The sequence below is a fragment of the Tropicimonas isoalkanivorans genome, assembly GCF_900112335.1.
Taxonomy (GTDB): domain Bacteria; phylum Pseudomonadota; class Alphaproteobacteria; order Rhodobacterales; family Rhodobacteraceae; genus Tropicimonas; species Tropicimonas isoalkanivorans.
The window spans coordinates 142,572-163,501 of the sequence record NZ_FOLG01000004.1 but is presented as its reverse complement, the minus strand read 5'-3'; the positions used below and the strand labels follow the sequence as shown (position 1 = coordinate 163,501).

Sequence of the window (20,930 nt, the reverse complement as noted above, 5' to 3'; positions counted from 1 at the left end):
TAAAGGACGCAAAAATGCGCCGACCTACCCTACTCATGCTGTGCCTGGGCAGCGCCGTGGCCCTTTCCGCTTGTGAAAAAAACAAGGAAAGCGAAGTCGACCGGGCAATCCAGTCCGTCAACGCCATCGAGGACAACGACCTCAGCGACATCATGCTGTCGGTCGCGGACGCCAACGAGGCGGTGAACTATTTCAAACGGACCTCGGCGGAGCATCCCGACCGGATCGACCTGCAGCGTAACCTCGCCAAGAGCCTCGTGCGCGCCAAGCACAACACCGAGGCCGCCGCCGCCTGGTCCAAGGTCGTCAAGCACCCCGAGGCGACGAACGCCGACCAGGTCGACTACGCCGACGCGCTGATCCGCGCGGGCAACTGGGACCGGGCCGAGCAGGTGCTCGACGCCGTGCCGCCGACCTACGAGACGTTCGACCGTTACAAGCTCGAGGCCATGATCGCCGACAAGAACGAGGAGTGGAAGAAGTCCGACAGCTTCTATGAAACCGCCGTCGGCCTGACCACCAAGCCCTCCTCCGTGCTAAACAACTGGGGCTATTCCAAGCTCAGCCGCGGCGACTACCGGGAGGCCGAGCGGCTCTTCGGCGAGGCGATCCAGTACGATCCGCGCCTCTTCACCGCCAAGAACAACCTGATCCTGGCCCGCGGCGCGCAGCGCAACTACCAGATGCCGATCTTCGAGATGACGCAGGTGGAACGCTCGCAACTGCTCCACACGATGGCGCTGGCCGCGATCAAGCAGGGCGACGTCAGCATCGGCCGCTCGCTTCTGCAGGACGCGATCGACACCAACCCGCAGCATTTCGAGGCGGCCGTGAACAGCCTCGAGGCGCTCGGGCCCGCCGAGTAAGGCAACGATGAGCCTGGAGATATCGGCCAGCGCCGCGACGTGGTTCCTGCCCTTCGCGGTTCCCATCGGTCTGTGGGTGGCCTGGAACGACATGGCCTTTATGAAGATCCCCAACAAGGCAGTGGCCGCCCTCGTGGCGGTTTACGCCGTCGTGGGCCTCTTCGTCCTGCCGCTCGACGTCTACGCCTGGCGCTGGCTGCACCTGGCGGTCATCCTTGTGATCGGGTTCCTGATGAACATGGCGGGCCTCCTCGGCGCGGGGGACGCGAAATTCGCGGCCGCAATGGCGCCCTTCATCGCGCTCGGCGACTTTGCCATCGTCTGCTATCTCTTCGCGGTCCTCGTGATCGTCGCCTTCGCCTGTCACCGTGCTGCCCGGGCGATGCCAGCGGTCCGCGCGGCCGTGCCTCACTGGGAGAGCTGGCAGCGCAGCAAGGATTTCCCGATGGGCCTCGCCCTGGGGAGCCTGCTGATCATCTACCTCTCGCTCGGAGCCGCCGCCGGCGCCTGAAGCTCTAGCAGCACGTAATTGGGCGTCCGGCGAACCTCTGTGAGCCCATAGCCCTCCTCCGCCAGATGTTTGAGAACGCCGGCACGGCTTTTCGAGTACACCGGGCAGAGCGGCACCACCACATAGTCTGCCGCGTCAATTCCCGGAAGTCCGTCGTACAGCCAAGGCGCCGCCCCTTTGAGCCGCTTGAAATCCCCGAATAGCCAGAGGCCAGACAGCAGGTCCGCCTTGTAGATCGCCGCGCCTCTGTACCCGGCTGCCTCCAGGTCCTTGGCGATGCCTGCGTATGCCACCCTGAGGCCACTGAGAACTTCGCAATTCGGAAGGATCTCGCCGTTCAATATCGCAATTTCGGCGTCCTCTCCGCCGTCCGGCGCCTCCTCCCGCGCAAAAGGTAGCTCGACCATCCCCCAAGCCTGAACAGTCGTTTCAGCTTTCACAAAAACGTCTGCCAAGGTTTCGGACAGCGCGTCGTGATTGGACACGTCGACCGCGAGGTGGCGGAACGGGCTGAAGGTTAGGTTCAACGCGGACGGCAGACCGAGCATCAGGACAGAGGCACCGGCCAACGACACTGCCTGCCGCATATCCCATCCCATCGCGTTCACGGTGCCGGCCGGAGGACGCAACGCGAACAGCAGCACCGCCAGCAGATAGAGCCACTGGGGGTCGTTGCCGTAGTTCTGATAGGTCACGTAGAAAAACCCGGGGAGCAGCAGCAGCAGCAAAAGCCCCTCCCTTGCCCGTCCCGCCTGCCGAAGCAGGATGACGCTGATCACCGCCGCAAACGACCCGCCCAGATAGGCGGGCGCGGCCACCACGCCGGTCAGCTTGTGTCCGGGCCGGCGGCGGCTTTCGGATGTCGCGACCGTCAGCAGATCTTCCAGGTAGGCCGGCCAGAATGCCGGGCCCGCCGCCAGCGTCAGAACGGCCACACCGGCCAGAGCCGCAAGGCACGCCACCCCAATCGTCATCCACGCGCGCCGCAACAGCAGCGCCACCAGGATCGTTGGCGCGAAGGCAACCACATAGGTGACCTTGATGAGCGCGAGAGCCATCACCGCAAGGCCTATCACCAACCCGTCCGCCACCTGCGAGCGTCGGTTCACCGGCTCCAGGATCGCCGTCGCGATCGCCGGGAACGCCAGCGCCCAGGCCCACCGGTTGTAATGCATTGAGACCGACAGCAACGGCTCCGGCTCTCCATGCACCATCGCCAGCGCCAGAACCGTGCAGATCGCACCGAGGACCATTGCCCAGGCGGTCTGCAACCGGGATACCCCCACCCACCAGACCGGGAGCAGCAGAATCGCACCGACCAGCACCTGCCCCAGCAGAAATGCCATCCCCGCCGGAAATCCGAGCGCCACGAACAGGGCGATGGGGGCGGTGGCCAAGTACCCCAGCGGGGTCATGAAATCGAGATGCGGCCACTCCCCCGCGGCTTCCCGTAACACGATGTCGAACAGGTGGACCGTGTCGCCGTCGTGCTTGGCGATGTAGATCCCGCCCTTCGCCAAAAGCACCGCGCTCAGCCCCGCCCACACCAGGACAAGGAAGGCCCCCAGCAGGGCCGCGTCCCGTCTTTTCATCACTGCTCTCTTTCCATTTTTTGGCCACAATAGCGCGGCAGTTTTGCGACTGTCTGTGCAATGACAGGCGTTAATGTCGAATTCCGGGCGAAATCGGCAAAAATGCATGAGGCGAATGGACCAGTGACGTCATGAACGTGGAAATCGGCAATGTGGTGGCGCCGCCGGCGCCGCGGCGGCTTGAAGAAATGAAGCTCCCGCTCGTCATGATGCGGGACATCGTGTTGAAAACGATGTTCCGCAAGAATGCCGAACAGGTCAGCGAAATCGCGCGTGCCATCTGCCTTCCGGTCCCGGTTGCGCAAGAACTGGTCGACATCGGGCGCGAGCAGAAGCTGATCGAGGCGACGGGCACCCTGCTGGCCAACTCCGGCACCGAGATGGGCTACCAGCTTACCGACGCGGGCAAGGCGCGGGCGCTGGATGCGCTGTCGCAGTCGGAGTACTACGGCGCCATGCCGGTCCCGCTGGAGGTCTACGCCGAACAGGTGAAGCGCCAGTCGATCCGCAACATCCAGATCACCCGGGACCAGCTCACCGCCGCCATGGGGCATCTGATCCTGCCGGCGGACCTGCTGAACCAGCTCGGCCCGGCGGTATCCGCTGGCCGCTCGATCCTCATGTACGGCCCCCCGGGCAACGGTAAGTCCTCCATCTCCAACGGCATACGCGACGCCATGGGGGACAAGATCTACATCCCGCGCGCGATCGAATACGCCGGCCAGGTCATCACCGTCTACGACCCCATCGTGCACACCGCCGCCGAGGAGCAGGTGGACGACCCCACCGTCCTGCGCCGCTCCAACAACCGGTTCGACACGCGCTACGTGCGCTGCGAGCGGCCAACGGTGGTGACCGGCGGTGAGCTGTCGCTCTCGATGCTGGACCTCGTCTACAACCCCACCGCGCGCACCTACCAGGCGCCGTTGCAGCTCAAGTCGACCGGCGGCATCTTCATCGTGGACGACCTCGGCCGCCAGGCGGAACCGCCGCAGGCGCTGGTCAACCGCTGGATCGTTCCGCTGGAGGAGAGCCGCGACATCCTTGCCCTGCAATCGGGCGAGAAGTTCGAGGTGCCGTTCGACACGCTGGTGATCTTCTCCACCAACTTCCACCCCAACGAGATCTTCGACAAGGCGGCCCTGCGCCGGATCTTCTTCAAGATCAAGATCGACGGGCCGGATCAGGAGGACTTCCTGAAGATCTTCGCCATGGTCGCGAAGAAGCGGAAGATGCCGTTGGACCAGGACGCGCTGATCCACCTGCTCAAGCACAAGTATCCCACCATCGACAACGTCTATGCCAACTACCAGCCGATCTTCCTGATCGACCAGATGATCGCCACCTGCGATTTCGAAGGCATCCCGCGGCAGATGACGCCGCAACTGATCGACCGGGCATGGGAGAACATGTTCGTCAAGGAAGAGCATATCGAACACTGAGGCGCGCCGTCACAGCCCGCGGTCCTTGGCAGGGCCCGGGCCCGCCGCCGCTGGACGTGCCGCCCCGCCGGCTTAGCTTTCGGGGATCACCGCACCATTCCCCTCCCCGCAAACGGAGCGACGACTGATGCCCGGAAGACCCTGCCTCGCCCTTGCTACCGCACTCTTTCTGGCCGCCGCGCCCGTTGCCGCGCAGGAGGCGACCGTCGTCCAGCCCTTCGCAGGGTCCGACTACATCGCGCAACACGCCGTCGAATTCGACCGGCTCACCTATCTGACCAAGCTCGACGGTGCCGCCTCCGAAACGGACGCCATCGAGGGCCAGCTCCGCGTCGGCGTCGCCCGCTGGCCGGAAGGCAAGGCCCCGCTGGAGATCCAGCGCAGCTTCGAACGCGCGCTCGAGGAGGCGGGCTTCACCCTGCTCGTCAATGCCGACATGCCGCAGTTCTCGCCCGATGAGAAGGCCCTCACCGCGGTCTTCGAGGCCAACCGACTGCAAAACCGCGGCTATCCCCGCATCGACGCCCCTCAGCGCAACGCCGCGCTCGACGTGCAGAAAGTGGCCATCTTTCCCGCGCATTACATCTCCGCCAAGCGCACGCAGCAGGGGCAGGAAACCGTCTTTACCCTGATCATGAGCCGCCAGGCCCGGATTTACATGATGGAGGAGGCGACCGCCGCGGCCATGGCCGACGATACCGTGACGATCAGCGCCGAGAGCCTCACCTCCGAGATCGAGGACGCGGGCAAGGCAATCCTCTACGGCGTCCAGTTCGACACCGGCAGCGCCGTCATCCGGCCCAGCTCGGCCGGCTCCCTGGAGACCATCGCCAGCGTGCTGCAGGATCGCGACGGCACCTTCTACATCGTCGGGCACACTGACGACACCGGCGGGTTCGAGATGAACCTCAAGCTCTCGGCCGACCGCGCGGCCGCCGTCGTCCAGGCGCTGACCGACAGCTACGGCATCGACCCCGCGCGCCTGCAATCCGGCGGCGTCGGCCCGCTCGCGCCGCTGGCCTCCAACGAAAACGACGCCGGCCGGCAAATGAACCGCCGCGTCGAGCTGGTGGAACGCCTGCCAGAGTAACGCCGCCCCACCCCACACAGCCAAACCCGGGCGACCAGCCCGGGCCGCGCGGCAGTCAATCGAATGCCACCCGCACGAATTGGCTCCGGTAAAGTTGGGTCTTGGGACGTGCCGTCACCCCGGAAGCCGCCAGTCGACAACCGTGTGACGAGACGCTGAGGAAAGCCCAGTCCAGAATGTCTCCCCATCGGGCACGCGCGCCTGAAACAAAGACATCGGTTTGACCGAAAGCCGCGCTGCAACAAGGAAGGCGGCGCTACGATCCGACTGTAGCGTGCCTTGGAGACTGCCCCCCCGGGGGGCGAGCGAAGATGCCGTTTTGACCTCGTTAACGGGACCGCACGCTATTTCTTAGCGTTCCCATTCCCCTTGGAATTGTCATTGCCCTTGGACTTGTTCTCGTCTTTCGAACTGTCCTTGCTCTTGGAGCCGCCCTTGCCGTTGGAATTGCCTTTGTCTTCGGAGTTGCCCTTGCCCTTCGAGCTGCCCGTGTCTTCGGACGTGCCCTGACCGTCGGACGAGGTGTCTTCCGTATCACTTTTCCGATCGCTGCCAGTCGGCTGATCCACGGATTTTGCCGGCGGCGTCGTGGGGCGTGAATTCCCCCCAGGATCGGTAGCTACTGGTGCTGTGTCGGAAACTGGTGTCGCGCTTGGCGGCGTGGACGATCCACGGGACGGTGCCGTCGGCGGGGTCGTGCCTGCAGTGCCCGCAGGAGCGGTATCAATTGGTGTGTTTCTGGAAACCGGCTTCCGGCCTGCCGGAACGGAGGATTCACTGGCCCCCGGCTCAATCGTCGAGAGCGCCTCTCTCAATTGGGACGTGGCGCCGCCGTCTGAACCGGTTGCGCCTCCCGCAGCGCAGGAGTGTCGCGACTGAGAAAGAAATTGGTTCAGAACCTCGGCAAGCTCATCGTTTCTTTGCAGCGCCCAGGGTTGAGACCTGATGTACGAACGCAAATCGCATTCGCTGTCCGTCTCAATTCGGGAGTCGAGTTGCTCCAGGAACTCGATTTCGGACGCTTGTCGTGACGTCTGTGCGCACCCCACAACAGCGACCAGCGAAGTGATGACGAGCAGTCGCATTTCCCCCCCTAACACACCCTTGGCAGGCCGGACCGATTGTAGCTGGATTTCAGCCGGCGCACCGTGAACCGAATTTAGCTGTCGACACTACAGTTATTTGTCGCATCCAACAATCCCCGCGCGCGGTCCGAGCGCCATGCACAACCACAGGTAGCTTTGCAGGCGCTCCGGCTGCTTCGTCCGCTGGGATGAGATTCGTCCCGGCCGCCGTGCCCAATGTCAGGTTGCCAGCGGTCAAGATCCCTCCCTTGCAACGACTGTCTGTGAGGTCGGAAAAGCGCTTAAGCGTGTCAGCGGGAAGGGTCTTGCGCTCGGCCCGCAGACCGACGTGGCGCGGACGGGACGGCGCGTTTCTCCGCCGACACGCCCCCCGGACCGCCTGCCACGTCTGAACAATTCGTTAATCCGCCCCCGCAACCCATTGAAATCCCTCATCCCACCGCCCGTCCCACGCATGGGACGGAGCCTGTCCCACCCAGATATGGATGCCCCCGCCCCCCGAGGCTACAGTGCCCCCATGCCCGCCCCCCTTCCTCCCCTTTTCGCGGACTGGTTCGCCGCCCGCGGCTGGCAGGTCCACCCGCACCAGCAGGCCATGCTGGACCGGGCCGACGCCCCCGCCCTGCTGCTCGTCGCCCCCACCGGCGGCGGCAAGACCCTGGCCGGCTTCCTCCCCAGCCTGATCGAACTCGCCGACGGAACGCACGCCGGGCTCCACACCCTCTACGTCTCCCCCCTCAAGGCGCTGGCCGCCGACATCCGCCGTAACCTCTCGATCCCGGTCGCCGAGATGGGTCTGCCGATCCGGATCGAGGACCGCACCGGCGACACCCCGGCCAGCCGAAAGAAGCGCCAGCGCGCCGACCCACCCCACATCCTGCTGACCACCCCCGAGTCGCTGGCGCTCCTCACCTCCTACGAGGACGCCCCAAAGATGTTCGCCGGCCTCTCCCGCGTCGTCCTCGACGAGATCCACGCGCTCTCCGAATCCAAGCGGGGTGACCAGTTGATGCTCGCCCTCGCCCAGCTCGAGAAGTTCGCCCCCGGCCTGCGCCGCGTCGGCCTCTCGGCCACCGTCGACGACCCGGAGTCCATCGGCCGCTTCATGGCGCGCCACCCCGACCCGGTGGAGATCCTCCAGGCCGATCCGGGCCCAGCTCCGGACATCGCCATGCTGGAAACCGACACCCCCCCACCTTGGGCCGGCGGCGGCGGCGTCCATGCCATCCCGGCCGTGCTGGAGCAGGTGCGTCGCCACCGAACGACGCTGATCTTCCACAACACCCGCGCCCAGGCGGAGATCTTCTTTCACCACCTGTGGCTCGCCAACGAAGAGGGCCTGCCGATCGGCATCCACCACGGCTCCCTTGCCCGCGAACAACGCGAACGGGTGGAGGCCGCGATGGTGGCCGGAGACCTCCGGGCCATCGTCTGCACCGGCTCCCTCGACCTCGGCATTGACTGGGGCGACGTGGACCTCGTAATCCAGGTCGGCGCGCCCAAGAACGTCAAGCGGCTGGTGCAGCGGATCGGCCGCGCCAACCACCGTTACAGCGCGCCCTCCAAGGCGCTCCTCGTACCAGCCAACCGCTTCGAGATCGTCGAATGCCAGGCCGCGCTCGAGGCGGTGATGGAGCACGACCTCGACGGCGAGCCTCGCGGACCCGGCCCCCGCGACGTGCTCTGCCAGCACATCCTGATCGCCGCCTGCGCCGGACCATTCTCCGCCGACGACCTGTTCGCCGAGATGACGACAGCAGGCCCCTACGCAAATCTCACCCGGCCAGAGTTCGACGCCTGCCTGAGCTTTTGCGCGACCGGCGGATATGCCCTGCGGGCCTATGACCGGTGGCAAAGACTAAAACAGCGCCCCGATGGACACTGGCACCTGCGAGACCCCCGCGCCGCGCAGCGCATCCGGATGAATATCGGCACCATTCAGGACACCGACACGCTCAAGGTCCGCCTGAAGGGCCGCGGTGGGCGTCCCCTCGGCGAAGTGGAGGAAGGGTTCGCAGCCTCCCTCACGCCGGGCGACACATTCCTGATTGGCGGCCAGATCGTGCGCTACGAAGGCCTGCGGGAACTGACGGTCGAAGTCACGCGACACGCCTCCCGCAAACCCAAGGTCGCAGTCTTCATGGGAACCAAGTTCGCCAGTTCCACCCGCCTTCAGGACCGGATCCTGAGGATGTTTCAGCAGCAGGACTGGCCGGAGTTGCCAGAGCACACCCGGGACTGGCTCAAACTACAACGCGACGTGTCCCGCCTGCCCCGCCGTGACCGGCTGCTGGTCGAGAGCTTTCCCCACGACGGGCGCGAACACACCTGCGTCTACGGCTTCGCCGGCCGGAACGCGCAACAGACGCTGGGCCTGCTGCTGACACGGCGGATGGAAGACAATGGGCTGAACCCGCTCGGCTTCGTCGCGACAGATTATGCCACCCTGATCTGGGGGCTAGAGCCGCTTCGCGACGCAGCCGCCCTCTTCGCTCGGGAGACGCTGCTCGACGGCCTCGAAACCTGGCTGGCAGGCAACGCAGTAATGAAGCGAACCTTCCGGGCCAGCGCCACGATCGCCGGATTGATCGAGCGCAATACACCCTCTGCTCGGAAGAATGGCCGGCAGGCCACCTTTTCGTCCGACATCCTCTACGACACGCTCGCCAGGTACGACCCCGACCACCTGTTGATGCAGATTACACGGGAAGAGGCCATGCGTGGCCTGGTGGACTTCGGACGGATCGAGCACATGATCGAGCGTATCGAAGGGCGCATCGACCTCATACGCCTGGACCGCGTTAGCCCCTTGGCCGCGCCGATGTTGCTGGAAGTCGGAAAGGTGCCGGTGGCGGGCGCCGGACAGGAACGCCTGGTGGCCGAAGAGGCCGCGCGGCTCATGCAGGTGGCAGGCCTTCAGGACTGACCCGTACGGCCAATGACGACCGGCTGATCTTGGCGGATATGTCCCGAAAGGGGTATTTTTACCAACAAGAAGCCCCGGGCGCGCGCCCATACTTCTTGTTGGTAAAAATACCCAATTCCGGCGCCCGAAGGTAGCGCTCGGCCTGGGTCAGAGCATGGACGGCACCACGAGATCGGGCGGGCGGTGGCCGTCATCATACGTCTTGATGTTGATGATGACCTTCTCTCCCATCTCGATCCGGCCTTCGACGGTGGCGGAGCCCATCTGGGGAAGCAGGACGACATTGTCGAGGTCCCGCAGCCGCGGATTGATCTCCGCGCCGTGTTCGTAGACGTCGAGCCCCGCGCCAGCGATTTCACCGGACCGCAGCATCCGCGTGAGGGCGTTCTCGTCCACGACCTCGCCGCGAGATGTGTTCACAAGGACGGCAGTGGGTTTCATCAACTTCAGTCGTCGGGCATTCATCAGGTGGAAGGTCGACGGCGTATGGGGGCAGTTCACGGAAATCACGTCCATCCGGCTGACCATCTGGTCGAGGCTCTCCCAATAGGTCGCGCCGAGTTCCTGCTCGACCTCGGGACGGAGGCGGCGGCGGTTGTGATAGTGCACTTGCATGCCGAAGATGTTGGCCCGCCGCGCGACGGCCTGCCCGATCCGGCCCATGCCGAGAATCCCCAGGCGCCGCCCTCCGAGCCGGCCGCCGAGGAAGGCGGTGGGCGCCCAGCCCTTCCAGCGCCCGGCCTGCATGACCGCCAGTCCTTCCGGAATGCGGCGCGTTACGGCGAGGATCAGCGCCATTGTCATGTCGGCGGTGTCTTCGGTGGCAACGGCGGGGGTGTTTGTCACGAGGACCCCCCGCTGGCGGGCGCTCATGACATCGATGTTGTCGACCCCGGCGCCGTAATTGGCGATCAGCTTCACGCGTTCACCGGCATGGGCGAGCATCGCGGCATCGATGCGGTCCGTGATCGTGGGGACCAGAACATCTGCGCGGCACATCGCGGCGATAAGCTCGTCGCGGCTCATGGGCCTGTCTTCGGTGCAAAGCTCGGCATCGAAGAGTTCTGCCAGCCGGGCCTCCACCACCTCCGGCAACCGTCGCGTCACGACAACACTGAGCCGCTGCTTGGTCATGGAAACCCTCCTCACATCTTCCCTGCGATCCTGCTGACTGGCACATTGGCCGCCAAAGCAGCGGGCGACAAGCACCCCCCAGATACGAGCGGTAAAAAACGGTATGGATTTTCAGGTACGGGCGCCCCGGCTCCGGGGCCTGTTTCGGATTCTTGCAACGATCAGCGTCGTTTATGCGGCTGTCTGCGGCCAGGCTTTGGCCGATCAGACTGAGCCGCTGCGCGGTTCTGTCACGAACCTGCCGCTGCCGCGCTATGTGTCGTTGAAGTCGGCAGAGGGGAACGCACGCCGCGGCCCCTCCCTCAGCCATCGCATAGACTGGGTCTACAAGCGGCGTGCCATGCCGCTGCAGGTGACAGCCGAATTCGGCCATTGGCGGCGGGTGCGCGACCGTGACGGCGCCGGCGGCTGGATGCACTATTCCCTCTTGTCGGGCGTGCGAACGGTGCTGGTAGAGCAGGACATGCTGGCGCTGCACGCGCAGGCCTCCGAGAATTCGCCGGTGGTGGCCCGTGCCGAACTCGGGGTGATCGCGCGGCTGGGGGAATGCTCGGTGGACTGGTGCCGAATCTCGGCCGACGGGGAAAAGGGCTGGGCGCGAAAGGCCAGCCTGTGGGGCGTGGATGCCGGCGAGGTCCGGGAGTAGCACGGCCAGAATGTAGGCACGCACGCGCCCGCCATTGCACCCAGAGGAGACTTCGGGATAGGGAGGGCGCGTCCTTTCCACGCGCGCTCCCATGACTGCTCAGAACACACGCCTCAATGTCTCCGCCGCCGCGGCATCCCTGAGTGTGGCCCTTACGCTCGTGGGCCTGAAGCTCTGGGCTCTCGGCGCGACCGGGGCCCTGACAATTGCCGCTTCTCTCGCCGACAGCGCGATCGATCTGATGATGTCGCTCGCCGGGTTGGCCGCCATCCTCTACGCGGCCCGCCCGCCAGACGAGGACCACGGATTCGGGCACAGTTCGGCCGAAGACCTCGCCGCGCTCGGGCAAGCGTTGTTCCTGATCGTCGCGGCCGGGGTCATCGGGGCCGCAGGGATCGGACGGCTGATGAGCCACACGCCTCCGCCTTTAGACGCTGAACGGGAGGGGATCACCGTCATGGTCATCTCTATCCTGCTTACCGTCGCACTCCTTGTCTGGCAGCGGTATGTCACGCGTCGAACCGGCAGCCGCGTCGTCAGCGCGGATTCGCTCCATTACCTGAGTGACCTGATCCCCAACGTCGGCGCCATCCTGTCGCTCTGGGCCTCGGCCCACTTCGGCCTGACGTCCATCGACAGCGCCGTGGCCGTCGCCACGGCAGGTTTGCTCGTGGTCGGGGCTTTTGGAATCGGACGCGGGGCCTGGGACGCGCTGATGGACCGGGAAGCAGATCCCGAAATCGTCTCCAACATCGCGGCCCTTGCCGAAACCTGGCCGGGCCTGAACGGGTTTCACGACCTTCGGACGCGTTCGTCCGGCCATCGGCTCTTCGTCAACATCCATGTGGAGATTGACGGGCGCCTGCCGCTGACGGAAGCACATGACATTGGCGCCGGGCTGCGGCACGCGATCCTGCGCGCCTACCCCCAGGCCGATGTCATCATCCACCACGATCCCGTCCGGGACCCCGGCGCGCTCAGGCCGCAGGCGCAAGCCCCCGCCCCTTGAGCAGCGCCTCCACGCCGGGCAGTCGCCCGCGAAACGCCCGGTAGAGCACGTCCGGTTCCTGCGATCCGCCCGACGAGAGGACGTTGGCCTCCAGCGATTCTGCCGTCTCCGGGTCGAACGGGCTTCCGGCCTCCTCGAAGGCGGCGAAAGCGTCTGCGTCCATGACCTCCGACCACATGTAGCTGTAGTAGGCCGAGGCATAGTAGCCGCCCGAGAAGACATGCGCGAAATGCGGCGTGGCGTGGCGCATGCGGATGGCCTCCGGCATGCCGATCCGCTCCAACACTTCGGCTTGCTTCTGCATCGGGTCCGCCGGCGGCGGACCGTCGTGGAACTCCAGATCGACAATGGCGGAGGCCACGTATTCGACCGTCTGGAACCCCATGTCGAAGATCGCCGCGGCGCGGACGCGCTCGAGCATTTCCTCGGGCATGCGTTCGCCCGTATCCGCATGGGTGGCGAACTCGGCAAGCACTTCGGGCACTTCCAGCCAGTGCTCGAAGAGCTGGCTCGGCAGCTCCACGAAATCGCGGGACACCGAGGTGCCGGAGATGCTTTCGTAGGTCACGTTACTGAGCATCTGGTGCAGCGCATGCCCGAACTCGTGGAACAGCGTGCGCGCATCGTCGTAGGAGAGCAGCGCCGGCGCACCCTTGGCGGGTTTGGCGAAGTTGCAGACGTTGAGCACATGCGGGCGGATGTCGCCAGCGAGCTTCTGCTGGCTGCGCAGCGCCGTACACCATGCGCCCGACCGCTTGCCGGACCGGGCGAAGTAGTCGCCTATGAAAACCGCCAGGTGCTGTCCGTCGCGCCGGACCTCCCAAGCGCGCGCGTCCGGATGGTGCAAGGGCACGTCGAGCGGCAAGAACTCCAGCCCGAACAGGCGTGTCGCGCAGGCAAAGGCGGCTTCGATCATACGGTCGAGTTGCAGGAAGGGTTTCAGCTCGGTCTCGTCCAGGTCGTGCTCCGCCTTGCGCCGTTTCTCGGCGTAGTAGCGCCAGTCCCACGGCCGCAGCGGCATGTCCTCCCCGTCGGCCACCAGCATCCGCTCCAGCCAGGCGGCATCGCCATCCGCGCGGGCCTTCGCGGGTTCCCAGACCGCCATCAGGAGTTCGCGCACGCGCTCGGGCGTGCGGGCCATTTCGGTTTCCAATTTGTAAGCCGCATAGGAGTCGTACCCCAACAATGCCGCCTGCTCCGCCCGCAAGCGCAGCATCTCGGCCGCCAGGGCACGGTTGTCCGTCTCACCGCCATTTGCGCCACGGGAGGTCCATGCCTCGTAGGCCTTCTCGCGCATGTCGCGACGGGGCGAGAACTGCAGGAACGGAACGATCAGCGAGCGCGAGAGCGTCACGATCGGCCCCTCCGCGCCCCTCTCCTCGCCGGCAGCGCGGGCGGCATCGGCCACGAACGCAGGCAAGCCTTTCAGCGCCGCAGCGTCGAGGTCCATGAACCAGTCCCGCTCATCCGCCAGCAGGTTCTGGCCGAAGGACGTCCCCAGTTCCGCCAGCCGCGTATTGATCTCGCGCAGTCGCGCCCGCCCCTCCTCGTCCAGAGCCGCCCCCGCACGGAGGAAGCTGCGGTGCGAAAGGTAAAGCACGCGGTTTTGTTCTTCCGTCAGCCCCAGGTCTTCCCGCTGCTGCCAGAGCGCCTCCACCCGGGCATAGAGCGCTTCGTTCAGGGCGACGTCGGTCGAATACTCGGCAAGTCGCGGCGAGAAATCGCGCTGCAACGCCTCGCGCTCGGGCGTCGAATCGACACTGGACAGCAGGTAGAACACCGAAAGCACATCGCTCAGCTCCTTCCCTGCCAGTTCCAACGCCTCGATCGTGTTGGCGAATGTCGCGGGTTCGGGGCAATGGGCGATGGCATCGATCTCGGCGCGCGCCGCCGCAAGGGCCGTCTCGAAGGCCGGGGCAAAATCCCCGTCCGTCACGGCATCGAAATTCGGCAGCTCGAAAGGCTGAGTGCGTTCGGCCAGCAATGGGTTCGTCATGGCGATCTCCTTTTACCGCATAGCTAGGGACCGCAGAGGCAGAAAACAAACTCTGAGAGACATGCGATGCGCGACGGGCCGCTCCCGGTCTTCTTGTTGGCGCAAATACCCCCGGGGCGCCGGTCCCGTCGCAGAGAGCAAGGTCTTCCGTCTCGGCCTGACGTCAGGGAGGAACCCAGTCACCTTTCCGGGATATGGATTTAACAGAGAGGACAGCCGAAGGCAGTGCTGTTTGGAAAAGCTTCGCCACCGGGAGATGCGCTGGCTCGACGTCCTGAGGAACAGGGCGCTTCGCGCATGCGGGGAGTCATGGAAGCGATTAAAGTTTTGGGGCGCCGTTTGCCGAAGCGCGGGGGCTCTCTTGGCCTGTATCGGCACCTTGGCCGGGGATCTGGATAGCGAAGAGATATAGTCCCGGGCGCGCGTCTTGCAGCGACGCCCAGGACTGCTCGCCGTCAGAGCAAGAAGGTCAGCGCCACGTTGAGCAGCATGGCTGAGATAAAGCCAATTGGCGCTGCGCGCAGTAGCAGCCGGGAGAAGAGGCTGTTGCGCATCTCGGCATCCGGCGCCGAACCGAGGATCAGGCTGCCCCCCGAGGAAAAGGGCGAAATCGATGTCGCTTGTGCGCCCACCACGATGGCTGTGAACATCAGCATCGGGTTGATCCCGAGCTGCGCTGCCAATGGCGGTACCATCGGGAAAAGTGCAGGCGTGACCACTCCCAATGTCGAGGCGAAAAGCGACATGATTGCCGCCACGATTCCGAAGCTGAGCGGCACGAGGACAGGCGGGATGGTTCCGCTGATCCAGGCCGCAAGTTCGTCAATGGTGCCGGCTTTGATCGCCACCGAGATCAGCATGCCCATGCCGCAGATCATGATCAACGTCGGCCAGGGCAACGACGCAATGGCTTTGCGTTCGTCTCCGAGCTTCAGCATGAGCGCAATAATCGAAAAAACGCTGGCGATGAGCCCGATGTCAATCTTCGAGTTGATGAAGTGGACCGTCTCGTTTTGCGGCAGGGCAAGGTTCGCCAACGGCGCAGCGAGCACGATCGCCATCATGGTGAGCGTCAGCCACAGGGTTTGGCGCTGCTTGAGATCCAGCGGATCGGGCCGGTCGATTTCCATCTGTCCAATCGGCCCGTTTCGTTTCCCGGTCACGAAGAGCAGAAGCGTGATCACAACCAACGGCAGCAGGAAGGTTGCGAGGAAGATCGACACGGTGTTGACGAAGGCGGTATTTGGGTCGACCCCCGCATTGGTCATGAGACCACGGAAGATGATGCCCGACTGGCTCGACATGAAGTTGGCGCCGCCGAGTGCGCCGTAGTTCACGGCCATGCCGCCAAGGATCAGGTCGAGGCCGGTGCGTCGGCAAAGCAGCAAGGTGATGGGAGCCATGAAGGCAAGGACGGTGTAGTAGCCCGCGCCCATTGCCGCGATCACCGTGGCGGTCATGAAGACTGCGTAGGGGAGCATCCAGGGCGCGTTGCGGCAGACGTAAAGCAGGTGCCCGGCCAATTTCTCGAGCGTGCCATTGGTCATGGCAAAGCTGTAGAAGAGGCAGACCGAGAAGATCACGAAGAAGATCTTCAACGGCCACATGGCGATGATCTCGGAGGGTTTCAGCCCCATCAGGAAGGCCCCGATGATATAGGCGAAGGCAATGGCGAAGAGGCCAATGTTGATGCGTGTCCTGTAACCCAGGACGATGGCGGCGGCGATGGCCAGCACAGTGATGAGACTCATGGTTTCCTCCCTGGTCTCGTGGGCGGTATCAAGTGAAGCGGAACAGCGCCGCCGGGTTGTCGACGAGAATCCGGTGCCGGTCGGCAGGATGGGAGACCAGGGTTGTCAGCCGCTCGACCTGTTCGGCATAGTTGGTGGCGGTTTCATGCTGGGTGTGCGGCCAGTCGCTGCCCCAGACGAAGCGGTCCATCCCGCCGAGAGCATTGCGCAGATGCACCAGAGATGCGGCAGCCTGGACGGCAGTCTGGCTGCTGCGATAAGGGGCGGAGAGCTTCACCCAGGCGTCGGGCGCGGCACGTAGAGCGTCGAGGACCGCCACGTGGGCCGGGTTCGCGAGATCGATCCCCCCCTTCGGCAGGCCGAAATGGTCGATCATCACTGGGCAACCAGAAGGTGCGATAGCGGGCAGAATGGACGCGAAATCCTCGAACGCGCGCTGGATCTCGACCTGCCAGCCGATTTCGGCCAAACGGCGAAAGAAGCGCTGCCACGCAGCGTTTGAATAGTCTTCGAGCTCTTTCCCAACGAGGTTCAGCCGTGCGCCGACAAAGCCTTGCGCGTCGAGCTTTTCCAGCGCGGCATCCGTCAGGGTCGGATCGACCACGGCAATCCCACGTAGGCGTTGGGGGTATTCGGCAAGTGCCTCCGCGATCAGACCGTTGTCGATTCCGTAGAAGCTTGGCTGAATCAGGACCCCGTGACTGATTTTTGCCGTCTCCATATGGGTCAGCCACGCCGTGACCGATGCAACGTACGTTGGCGAATAGCGGCGGCCGGGAACCATTGGCGCATCTGGATCGAAAATGTGTGCGTGAGCGTCAATGCCGGTGATAAGTGCGCTGGTTGTCATGCGGGATCCTTCTGGTCGTGCGCAATAGTGTGCCGGCCCCGTGGAAGGTGAGGTCCACGGAGGAGGCGAGGGAGCGGGGCGCGAGCGACGAGGGACGCGCGCGAGCCCTATGAGGTGGTCGGTTGCAGGATGCCGCGGACCAGGAAAGTCGTCAGCCGATGCGACTTCGGTAGCGGAAGCTGCGCGCAGGCCCCATCGACCTGCGCCATTCGATTGGTCTGCCGTCGAGGCCAAAGGCCGTGCGCTCGATCACCGCGACGAACTCTCCGGCCGCAAGACCCAGGCGCTTGGCAACGGCCTTCGGCGGGCTGGCAAAACTCACCTCGTCCTCGGCATGGGCGACGAAGGCGCCAAATCGCTCGAGGTAGAAGGGATAGAGCAACGGACCGATCTCAACCTCTGGAACGGTCTCGATGCCTTCAAAGCGTTCGCGCGGGAGCCAGATCTCTTCGGAAAGGATCGGCTGGTCTTGCAGCAGCCGCACACGGTCGATACGAATGCAGTCCGTCGTACCGAGAACCTCGGCAGCTTCTTCGGGAGCGTTCTGCACGCTGCGGGCAACGAGGCGGCTTACCGGGATCGTCTTGGTGCGATCTGCGCCCTGCAGCGCGAAAAATCGGAAAAGGGTCGGCTCGAAGGCAGGTTTGCGCAGAAAGGTTCCCGCCCCCTGGCGGCGTTCCAGAAGCCCTTCGGCAACCAGCTGCTGCAGCGCCTTTCGCACTGTGCCGACCGAAAGACCCTCTTCACGGGAGAGGATGTTCTCCGATGGCAACGCGTCCTCCGCAGTCCACTCGCCGGCTGCAATGCGCTCAGCGATACGGTCGCGGAGCCGCAGATACGCCGGCAGGCGGCTGTCTTCCTCAAGTCTGTCACGTGATGTCACGGCCACTCCTCCCCAAGGAAGGAGCTAAATCGATTCAGCAACAAAGTCAACACTTCGTTATAGAAGTGAAGAAGAACACAACTGAAGAACTGTAGAGGCCTTCTGTCCAGACTTCGCTGCGTAGGTCCCTTTGAAGTGATCGTGGACCTCGGCGCATCTTGATAAATCCAGCGTCAGTGGAATGCTTCGCAAGCTGTCCGACTCCGGGGATGTCGTTCGACAAACCGCCAATGATGGTCGCGTAGAGTTTCTGTTTCTGACGAAAAACGACGAAGAGCGCGTGACGGCAATAGACGCCTTCGCCCGGACGCAAGTTTCGAACGCGCTCGAACCGCTGCAGCCGCCACAAAAGAGCGCGGTTCTGGAGGGCTCAAGCCTGTATGCAGGCGCACCAAACCCTTGCAATTCGGCTTGGGCTCGCCTCAGCCTCCGCAGACCGGGCAATCCGCGCGGCGTGTGAGGGCGATCTGCCGGCTCTCGCCATAGAGGGCGTCGTAGATCAACATGCGCCCCCGCATGGACGTGCCAGCATCGGTCAGAACCTTCATCGCCTCCACGGCCATCATCGCGCCCACGACACCCGGCAATGGGCTGAACACACCCGCTTCGGCGCAGGAGGGCGCGAGACCGGGCGCGGGGGCTTGCGGAAAGACGCATTGGTAGCAGGGGCCGCCACGAGCCGGATCGAAGACACTGAGTTGGCCTTCCCACTGGCTCAGGGCACCGGAGACGAGTGGTATGCCGGCCGCCACCGCGGCCCGGTTGGAGAGATACCGGGTTCGGAAATTGTCGGTTCCGTCTAGGACGAGGTCGTAGTCCGCGAACAACTCCGCGGCAATCTCATCGGTCAATTCCCGGTGGTACGGTTTCACGGTGACGAAGGGGTTCCGTGCCGACATTGCGCGGGCGGCGGAAAAGACCTTGGGAACGCCCAGGTCTTCTTCGCGATGCGCGATCTGCCGCTGCAGGTTCGAGGCGTCGACCGTGTCGCCGTCGATGACCCCGATGGTGCCCACCCCTGCCGCGGCCAGGTACAGCAACGCCGGAGAGCCGAGCCCACCCGCGCCGACGACCAGCACGCGCGCCTTGCGCAGACGCGTCTGCCCGGGGCCGCCGATCTCGCGGAGCATGATGTGGCGGGCATAGCGCTCCAGTTCCCCCTCCGCATAGGTCCCGACGGTGGGCGCGTGTGCCGGGGCTGGCGACGGCGCAGCGCGTGCCTTCAGCCAGCGAATGCCGGCGGCATAGATCACCGCCAGCGCGGCAAATCCGCCGAACAGCAACCACGGCGACGCAGAGCCGCCCGTGGCTTCCCGCAGGGGATTTCCCACGGGCAGGACCAAATGCTCAATAAGAACAGCGAGATAGAGAACGCCTATCATCGTCCACCGCAGCCGCCGCGGGGCCCCCATCAGCGCACCGACGCCCCAGAGAACGGCAGCGAGGAGGAGGACCAGCACCATCAGCCGCGCCCGGTCGAGCCGAACCCGCCCTCGCCCCGAGCACTGGTCTCCAGCCCCTCCGCGATGTCGAAACGCGCCTGAACCACCGGCGCAACGATCGCCTGGGCGACCCGGTCCCCGTGGTGGATCGTGTAGGGCTCGGTCCCAAGGTTGACGAGCAGAATGCCGAGCGGGCCCCGGTAATCGCTGTCGATTGTGCCCGGGGTATTGGGCAGCGTAATGCCGTGGCGCAATGCGAGACCGGACCGCGGGCGGATCTGCATCTCGTACCCGTCCGGAACCTCCACCCGAAGGCCACTGGGAATGATCCGCCGTTCAAGGGGCTGCAACGTGACACCGGCCGACCGCTCCCCGGCAGGGAAGTTCGCCCGGAGATCGGCCCCCGCCGCGCCCGGCGTCTCGTAGGCCGGCAAGGCAACATCGGGGTCCGCCCAATCCTCCCGCAGAACTTTCACCAGCACGCTCACGACAGGCCCTCCGCGATCCGCTCCGCCAGCCGCCGAGCGACGTCCCCTTTCCCCATGCGCGGCCATGTCTCCGCCCCGCCGGCAGTTATCAGCGTGACCTCGTTCTCGTTTCCGCCCATGATTCCCGTGGCTTCCGAGACGTCGTTCGCGAGAATCCAGTCGCACCCTTTTCGGTCTCGCTTCGCCGTTGCGTGGGCGACCACGTCGTTTGTCTCGGCAGCAAACCCCACCACCAGCCTTGGTCGGTCGGTCTCCAGCCGCGAAACTTCGGCCAGGAGGTCCGGGTTCTCCACGAACTCCAGCGCGGGGGGATTGCCGGTCCCGTCCTTCTTCATCTTCCGCCCGGCGGCATTCGCCACCCGCCAGTCCGCCACGGCGGCGGCGAAGACACCTGCGTCGGCCGGAAGTGCGGCCATCACCGCGTCGCGCATCTGCTGCGCCGTCTCCACCTGCACCACATCGACGCCGTTCGGCGGCGGCACCGTCGCCGGGCCGGAGACGAAGGTGACGCGTGCCCCAAGCCCCGCAAGCGCCGCCGCAATGGCCGTGCCTTGTGCTCCGGACGACCGGTTCGCGATGTATCGGACCGGATCTATGGGCTCATGGGTGGGGCCGGACGTGACGATCACGTGCCTGCCGGTGAGCGGCCCCGAGGACAGCGCGCCCTCCACCGCGGCCACGATTTGCGGAACCTCCGCCATCCGGCCGAACCCGAATTCGCCACAGGCCATGGGGCCCTCGTCTGGGCCGACCGTCCGCACGCCGTCGCCGTGCAACGTCGCGAGGTTGCGACGGGTCGCGGGGTGCTCCCACATCCGCACATTCATCGCGGGCGCGATCAGAACCGGTGTGTCCGTCGCCAGAAGAAGGGTGGAGGCGAGATCGTTGGCCAGACCCTGCGCCATCTTGGCCATCAGGTCGGCGGTCGCGGGGGCCACGACGATGAGGTCTGCCGACCGGCTCAACTCGATATGGCCCATCTCCGCCTCGTCGGTGAGATCGAAGAGATCGCGATAGACCTTCCGGGAGGCCAGGGCGGCGGCGCTGAGGGGCGTGACGAACTGCTCGGCCGCGGGCGTCAGTACCGGGGTCACCTCGAACCCGCGCTCACGTAGGCGGCGGATGAGATCGAGCGACTTGAAGGCCGCGATACCGCCGCCGATGATCAACAGGATACGCTTGCCGGTTCCCATGCGCCCGCCTCTTTCCGCTTTCCCGT

General features: G+C 65.0%; 17 protein-coding genes. 7 read left to right on the top strand and 10 right to left on the bottom strand.

What is annotated here, in order from left to right; translation table 11 throughout:
* Positions 1-14 precede the first annotated feature (14 nt).
* Positions 15-866, top strand: a complete 852-nt coding sequence (locus BM075_RS09760) for a tetratricopeptide repeat protein (protein ID WP_093360489.1) — start codon at positions 15-17, stop codon at positions 864-866.
* 7 nt (positions 867-873) lie between these two features.
* Positions 874-1,377, top strand: coding sequence for an A24 family peptidase (locus BM075_RS09755; RefSeq protein ID WP_093360488.1), 504 nt, complete (start codon positions 874-876; stop codon positions 1,375-1,377).
* Here BM075_RS09755 and BM075_RS09750 read toward each other — a convergent pair.
* Positions 1,344-2,969: a glycosyltransferase family protein gene (locus tag BM075_RS09750; RefSeq protein ID WP_093360487.1), complete on the bottom strand. Its 1,626-nt coding sequence runs from the start codon at positions 2,967-2,969 to the stop codon at positions 1,344-1,346. The genes BM075_RS09755 and BM075_RS09750 overlap by 34 nt on opposite strands.
* A gap of 131 nt (positions 2,970-3,100) precedes the next feature.
* On the opposite strand from BM075_RS09750, the gene BM075_RS09745 reads away from it, so the two are divergent.
* Positions 3,101-4,411 (top strand): ATPase, encoded by a 1,311-nt coding sequence (locus BM075_RS09745; protein WP_093360486.1) that lies wholly within the window; start codon positions 3,101-3,103, stop codon positions 4,409-4,411.
* A 127-nt stretch (positions 4,412-4,538) separates the two neighbouring features.
* Positions 4,539-5,501 (top strand): OmpA family protein, encoded by a 963-nt coding sequence (locus tag BM075_RS09740; protein WP_093360485.1) that lies wholly within the window; start codon positions 4,539-4,541, stop codon positions 5,499-5,501.
* A gap of 344 nt (positions 5,502-5,845) precedes the next feature.
* Here BM075_RS09740 and BM075_RS24140 read toward each other — a convergent pair whose 3' ends face one another.
* Positions 5,846-6,586: an RAD23 family protein gene (locus BM075_RS24140; RefSeq protein ID WP_143089852.1), complete on the bottom strand. Its 741-nt coding sequence runs from the start codon at positions 6,584-6,586 to the stop codon at positions 5,846-5,848.
* 517 nt (positions 6,587-7,103) lie between these two features.
* On the opposite strand from BM075_RS24140, the gene BM075_RS09730 reads away from it, so the two are divergent.
* Positions 7,104-9,512, top strand: coding sequence for a ligase-associated DNA damage response DEXH box helicase (locus BM075_RS09730; protein ID WP_093360483.1), 2,409 nt, complete (start codon positions 7,104-7,106; stop codon positions 9,510-9,512).
* Between the two features lie 147 nt (positions 9,513-9,659).
* On the opposite strand, the gene BM075_RS09725 is transcribed toward BM075_RS09730, so the two are convergent.
* The gene (locus BM075_RS09725) at positions 9,660-10,646 is read right to left on the bottom strand and encodes a 2-hydroxyacid dehydrogenase (protein WP_093360482.1); all 987 of its coding nucleotides are present in this window, start codon (positions 10,644-10,646) and stop codon (positions 9,660-9,662) included.
* Between the two features lie 103 nt (positions 10,647-10,749).
* Between BM075_RS09725 and BM075_RS09720 the strand changes: the two genes are divergently transcribed.
* Together BM075_RS09720 and BM075_RS09715 are read left to right on the top strand one after the other, a co-directional pair.
* Positions 10,750-11,292, top strand: coding sequence for an SH3 domain-containing protein (locus tag BM075_RS09720; protein WP_093360481.1), 543 nt, complete (start codon positions 10,750-10,752; stop codon positions 11,290-11,292).
* Positions 11,293-11,383: 91 nt separating this feature from the next.
* Positions 11,384-12,301: a cation diffusion facilitator family transporter gene (locus tag BM075_RS09715; protein ID WP_093360480.1), complete on the top strand. Its 918-nt coding sequence runs from the start codon at positions 11,384-11,386 to the stop codon at positions 12,299-12,301.
* On the opposite strand, the gene BM075_RS09710 is transcribed toward BM075_RS09715, so the two are convergent.
* The 7 genes from BM075_RS09710 to coaBC form a co-directional block, all read right to left on the bottom strand.
* Entirely contained in the window at positions 12,270-14,297 is a 2,028-nt protein-coding gene (locus tag BM075_RS09710) for a M3 family metallopeptidase (RefSeq protein WP_093360479.1), read from the bottom strand. The two genes, BM075_RS09715 and BM075_RS09710, sit on opposite strands and share 32 nt — an antisense overlap.
* Before the next feature lie 455 nt (positions 14,298-14,752).
* Positions 14,753-16,048 carry an SLC13 family permease gene (locus tag BM075_RS09705; RefSeq protein ID WP_093360478.1) on the bottom strand — a complete coding sequence of 432 codons (1,296 nt, stop codon included), beginning with the start codon at positions 16,046-16,048 and terminating at the stop codon, positions 14,753-14,755.
* Between the two features lie 28 nt (positions 16,049-16,076).
* Positions 16,077-16,898: an amidohydrolase family protein gene (locus BM075_RS09700; RefSeq protein WP_093360477.1), complete on the bottom strand. Its 822-nt coding sequence runs from the start codon at positions 16,896-16,898 to the stop codon at positions 16,077-16,079.
* Between the two features lie 151 nt (positions 16,899-17,049).
* Positions 17,050-17,781, bottom strand: coding sequence for a GntR family transcriptional regulator (locus BM075_RS09695; RefSeq protein WP_093360476.1), 732 nt, complete (start codon positions 17,779-17,781; stop codon positions 17,050-17,052).
* Positions 17,782-18,203: 422 nt separating this feature from the next.
* Positions 18,204-19,244 (bottom strand): HesA/MoeB/ThiF family protein, encoded by a 1,041-nt coding sequence (locus BM075_RS09690; protein ID WP_093360475.1) that lies wholly within the window; start codon positions 19,242-19,244, stop codon positions 18,204-18,206.
* The gene (gene dut, locus BM075_RS09685) at positions 19,244-19,711 is read right to left on the bottom strand and encodes a dUTP diphosphatase (protein WP_177208307.1); all 468 of its coding nucleotides are present in this window, start codon (positions 19,709-19,711) and stop codon (positions 19,244-19,246) included. Before dut ends, BM075_RS09690 begins: the two co-directional genes overlap by 1 nt.
* The gene (coaBC, locus tag BM075_RS09680) at positions 19,708-20,904 is read right to left on the bottom strand and encodes a bifunctional phosphopantothenoylcysteine decarboxylase/phosphopantothenate--cysteine ligase CoaBC (RefSeq protein WP_093360473.1); all 1,197 of its coding nucleotides are present in this window, start codon (positions 20,902-20,904) and stop codon (positions 19,708-19,710) included. The genes dut and coaBC overlap by 4 nt, the downstream gene beginning before the upstream one ends.
* Positions 20,905-20,930: the final 26 nt, after the last annotated feature.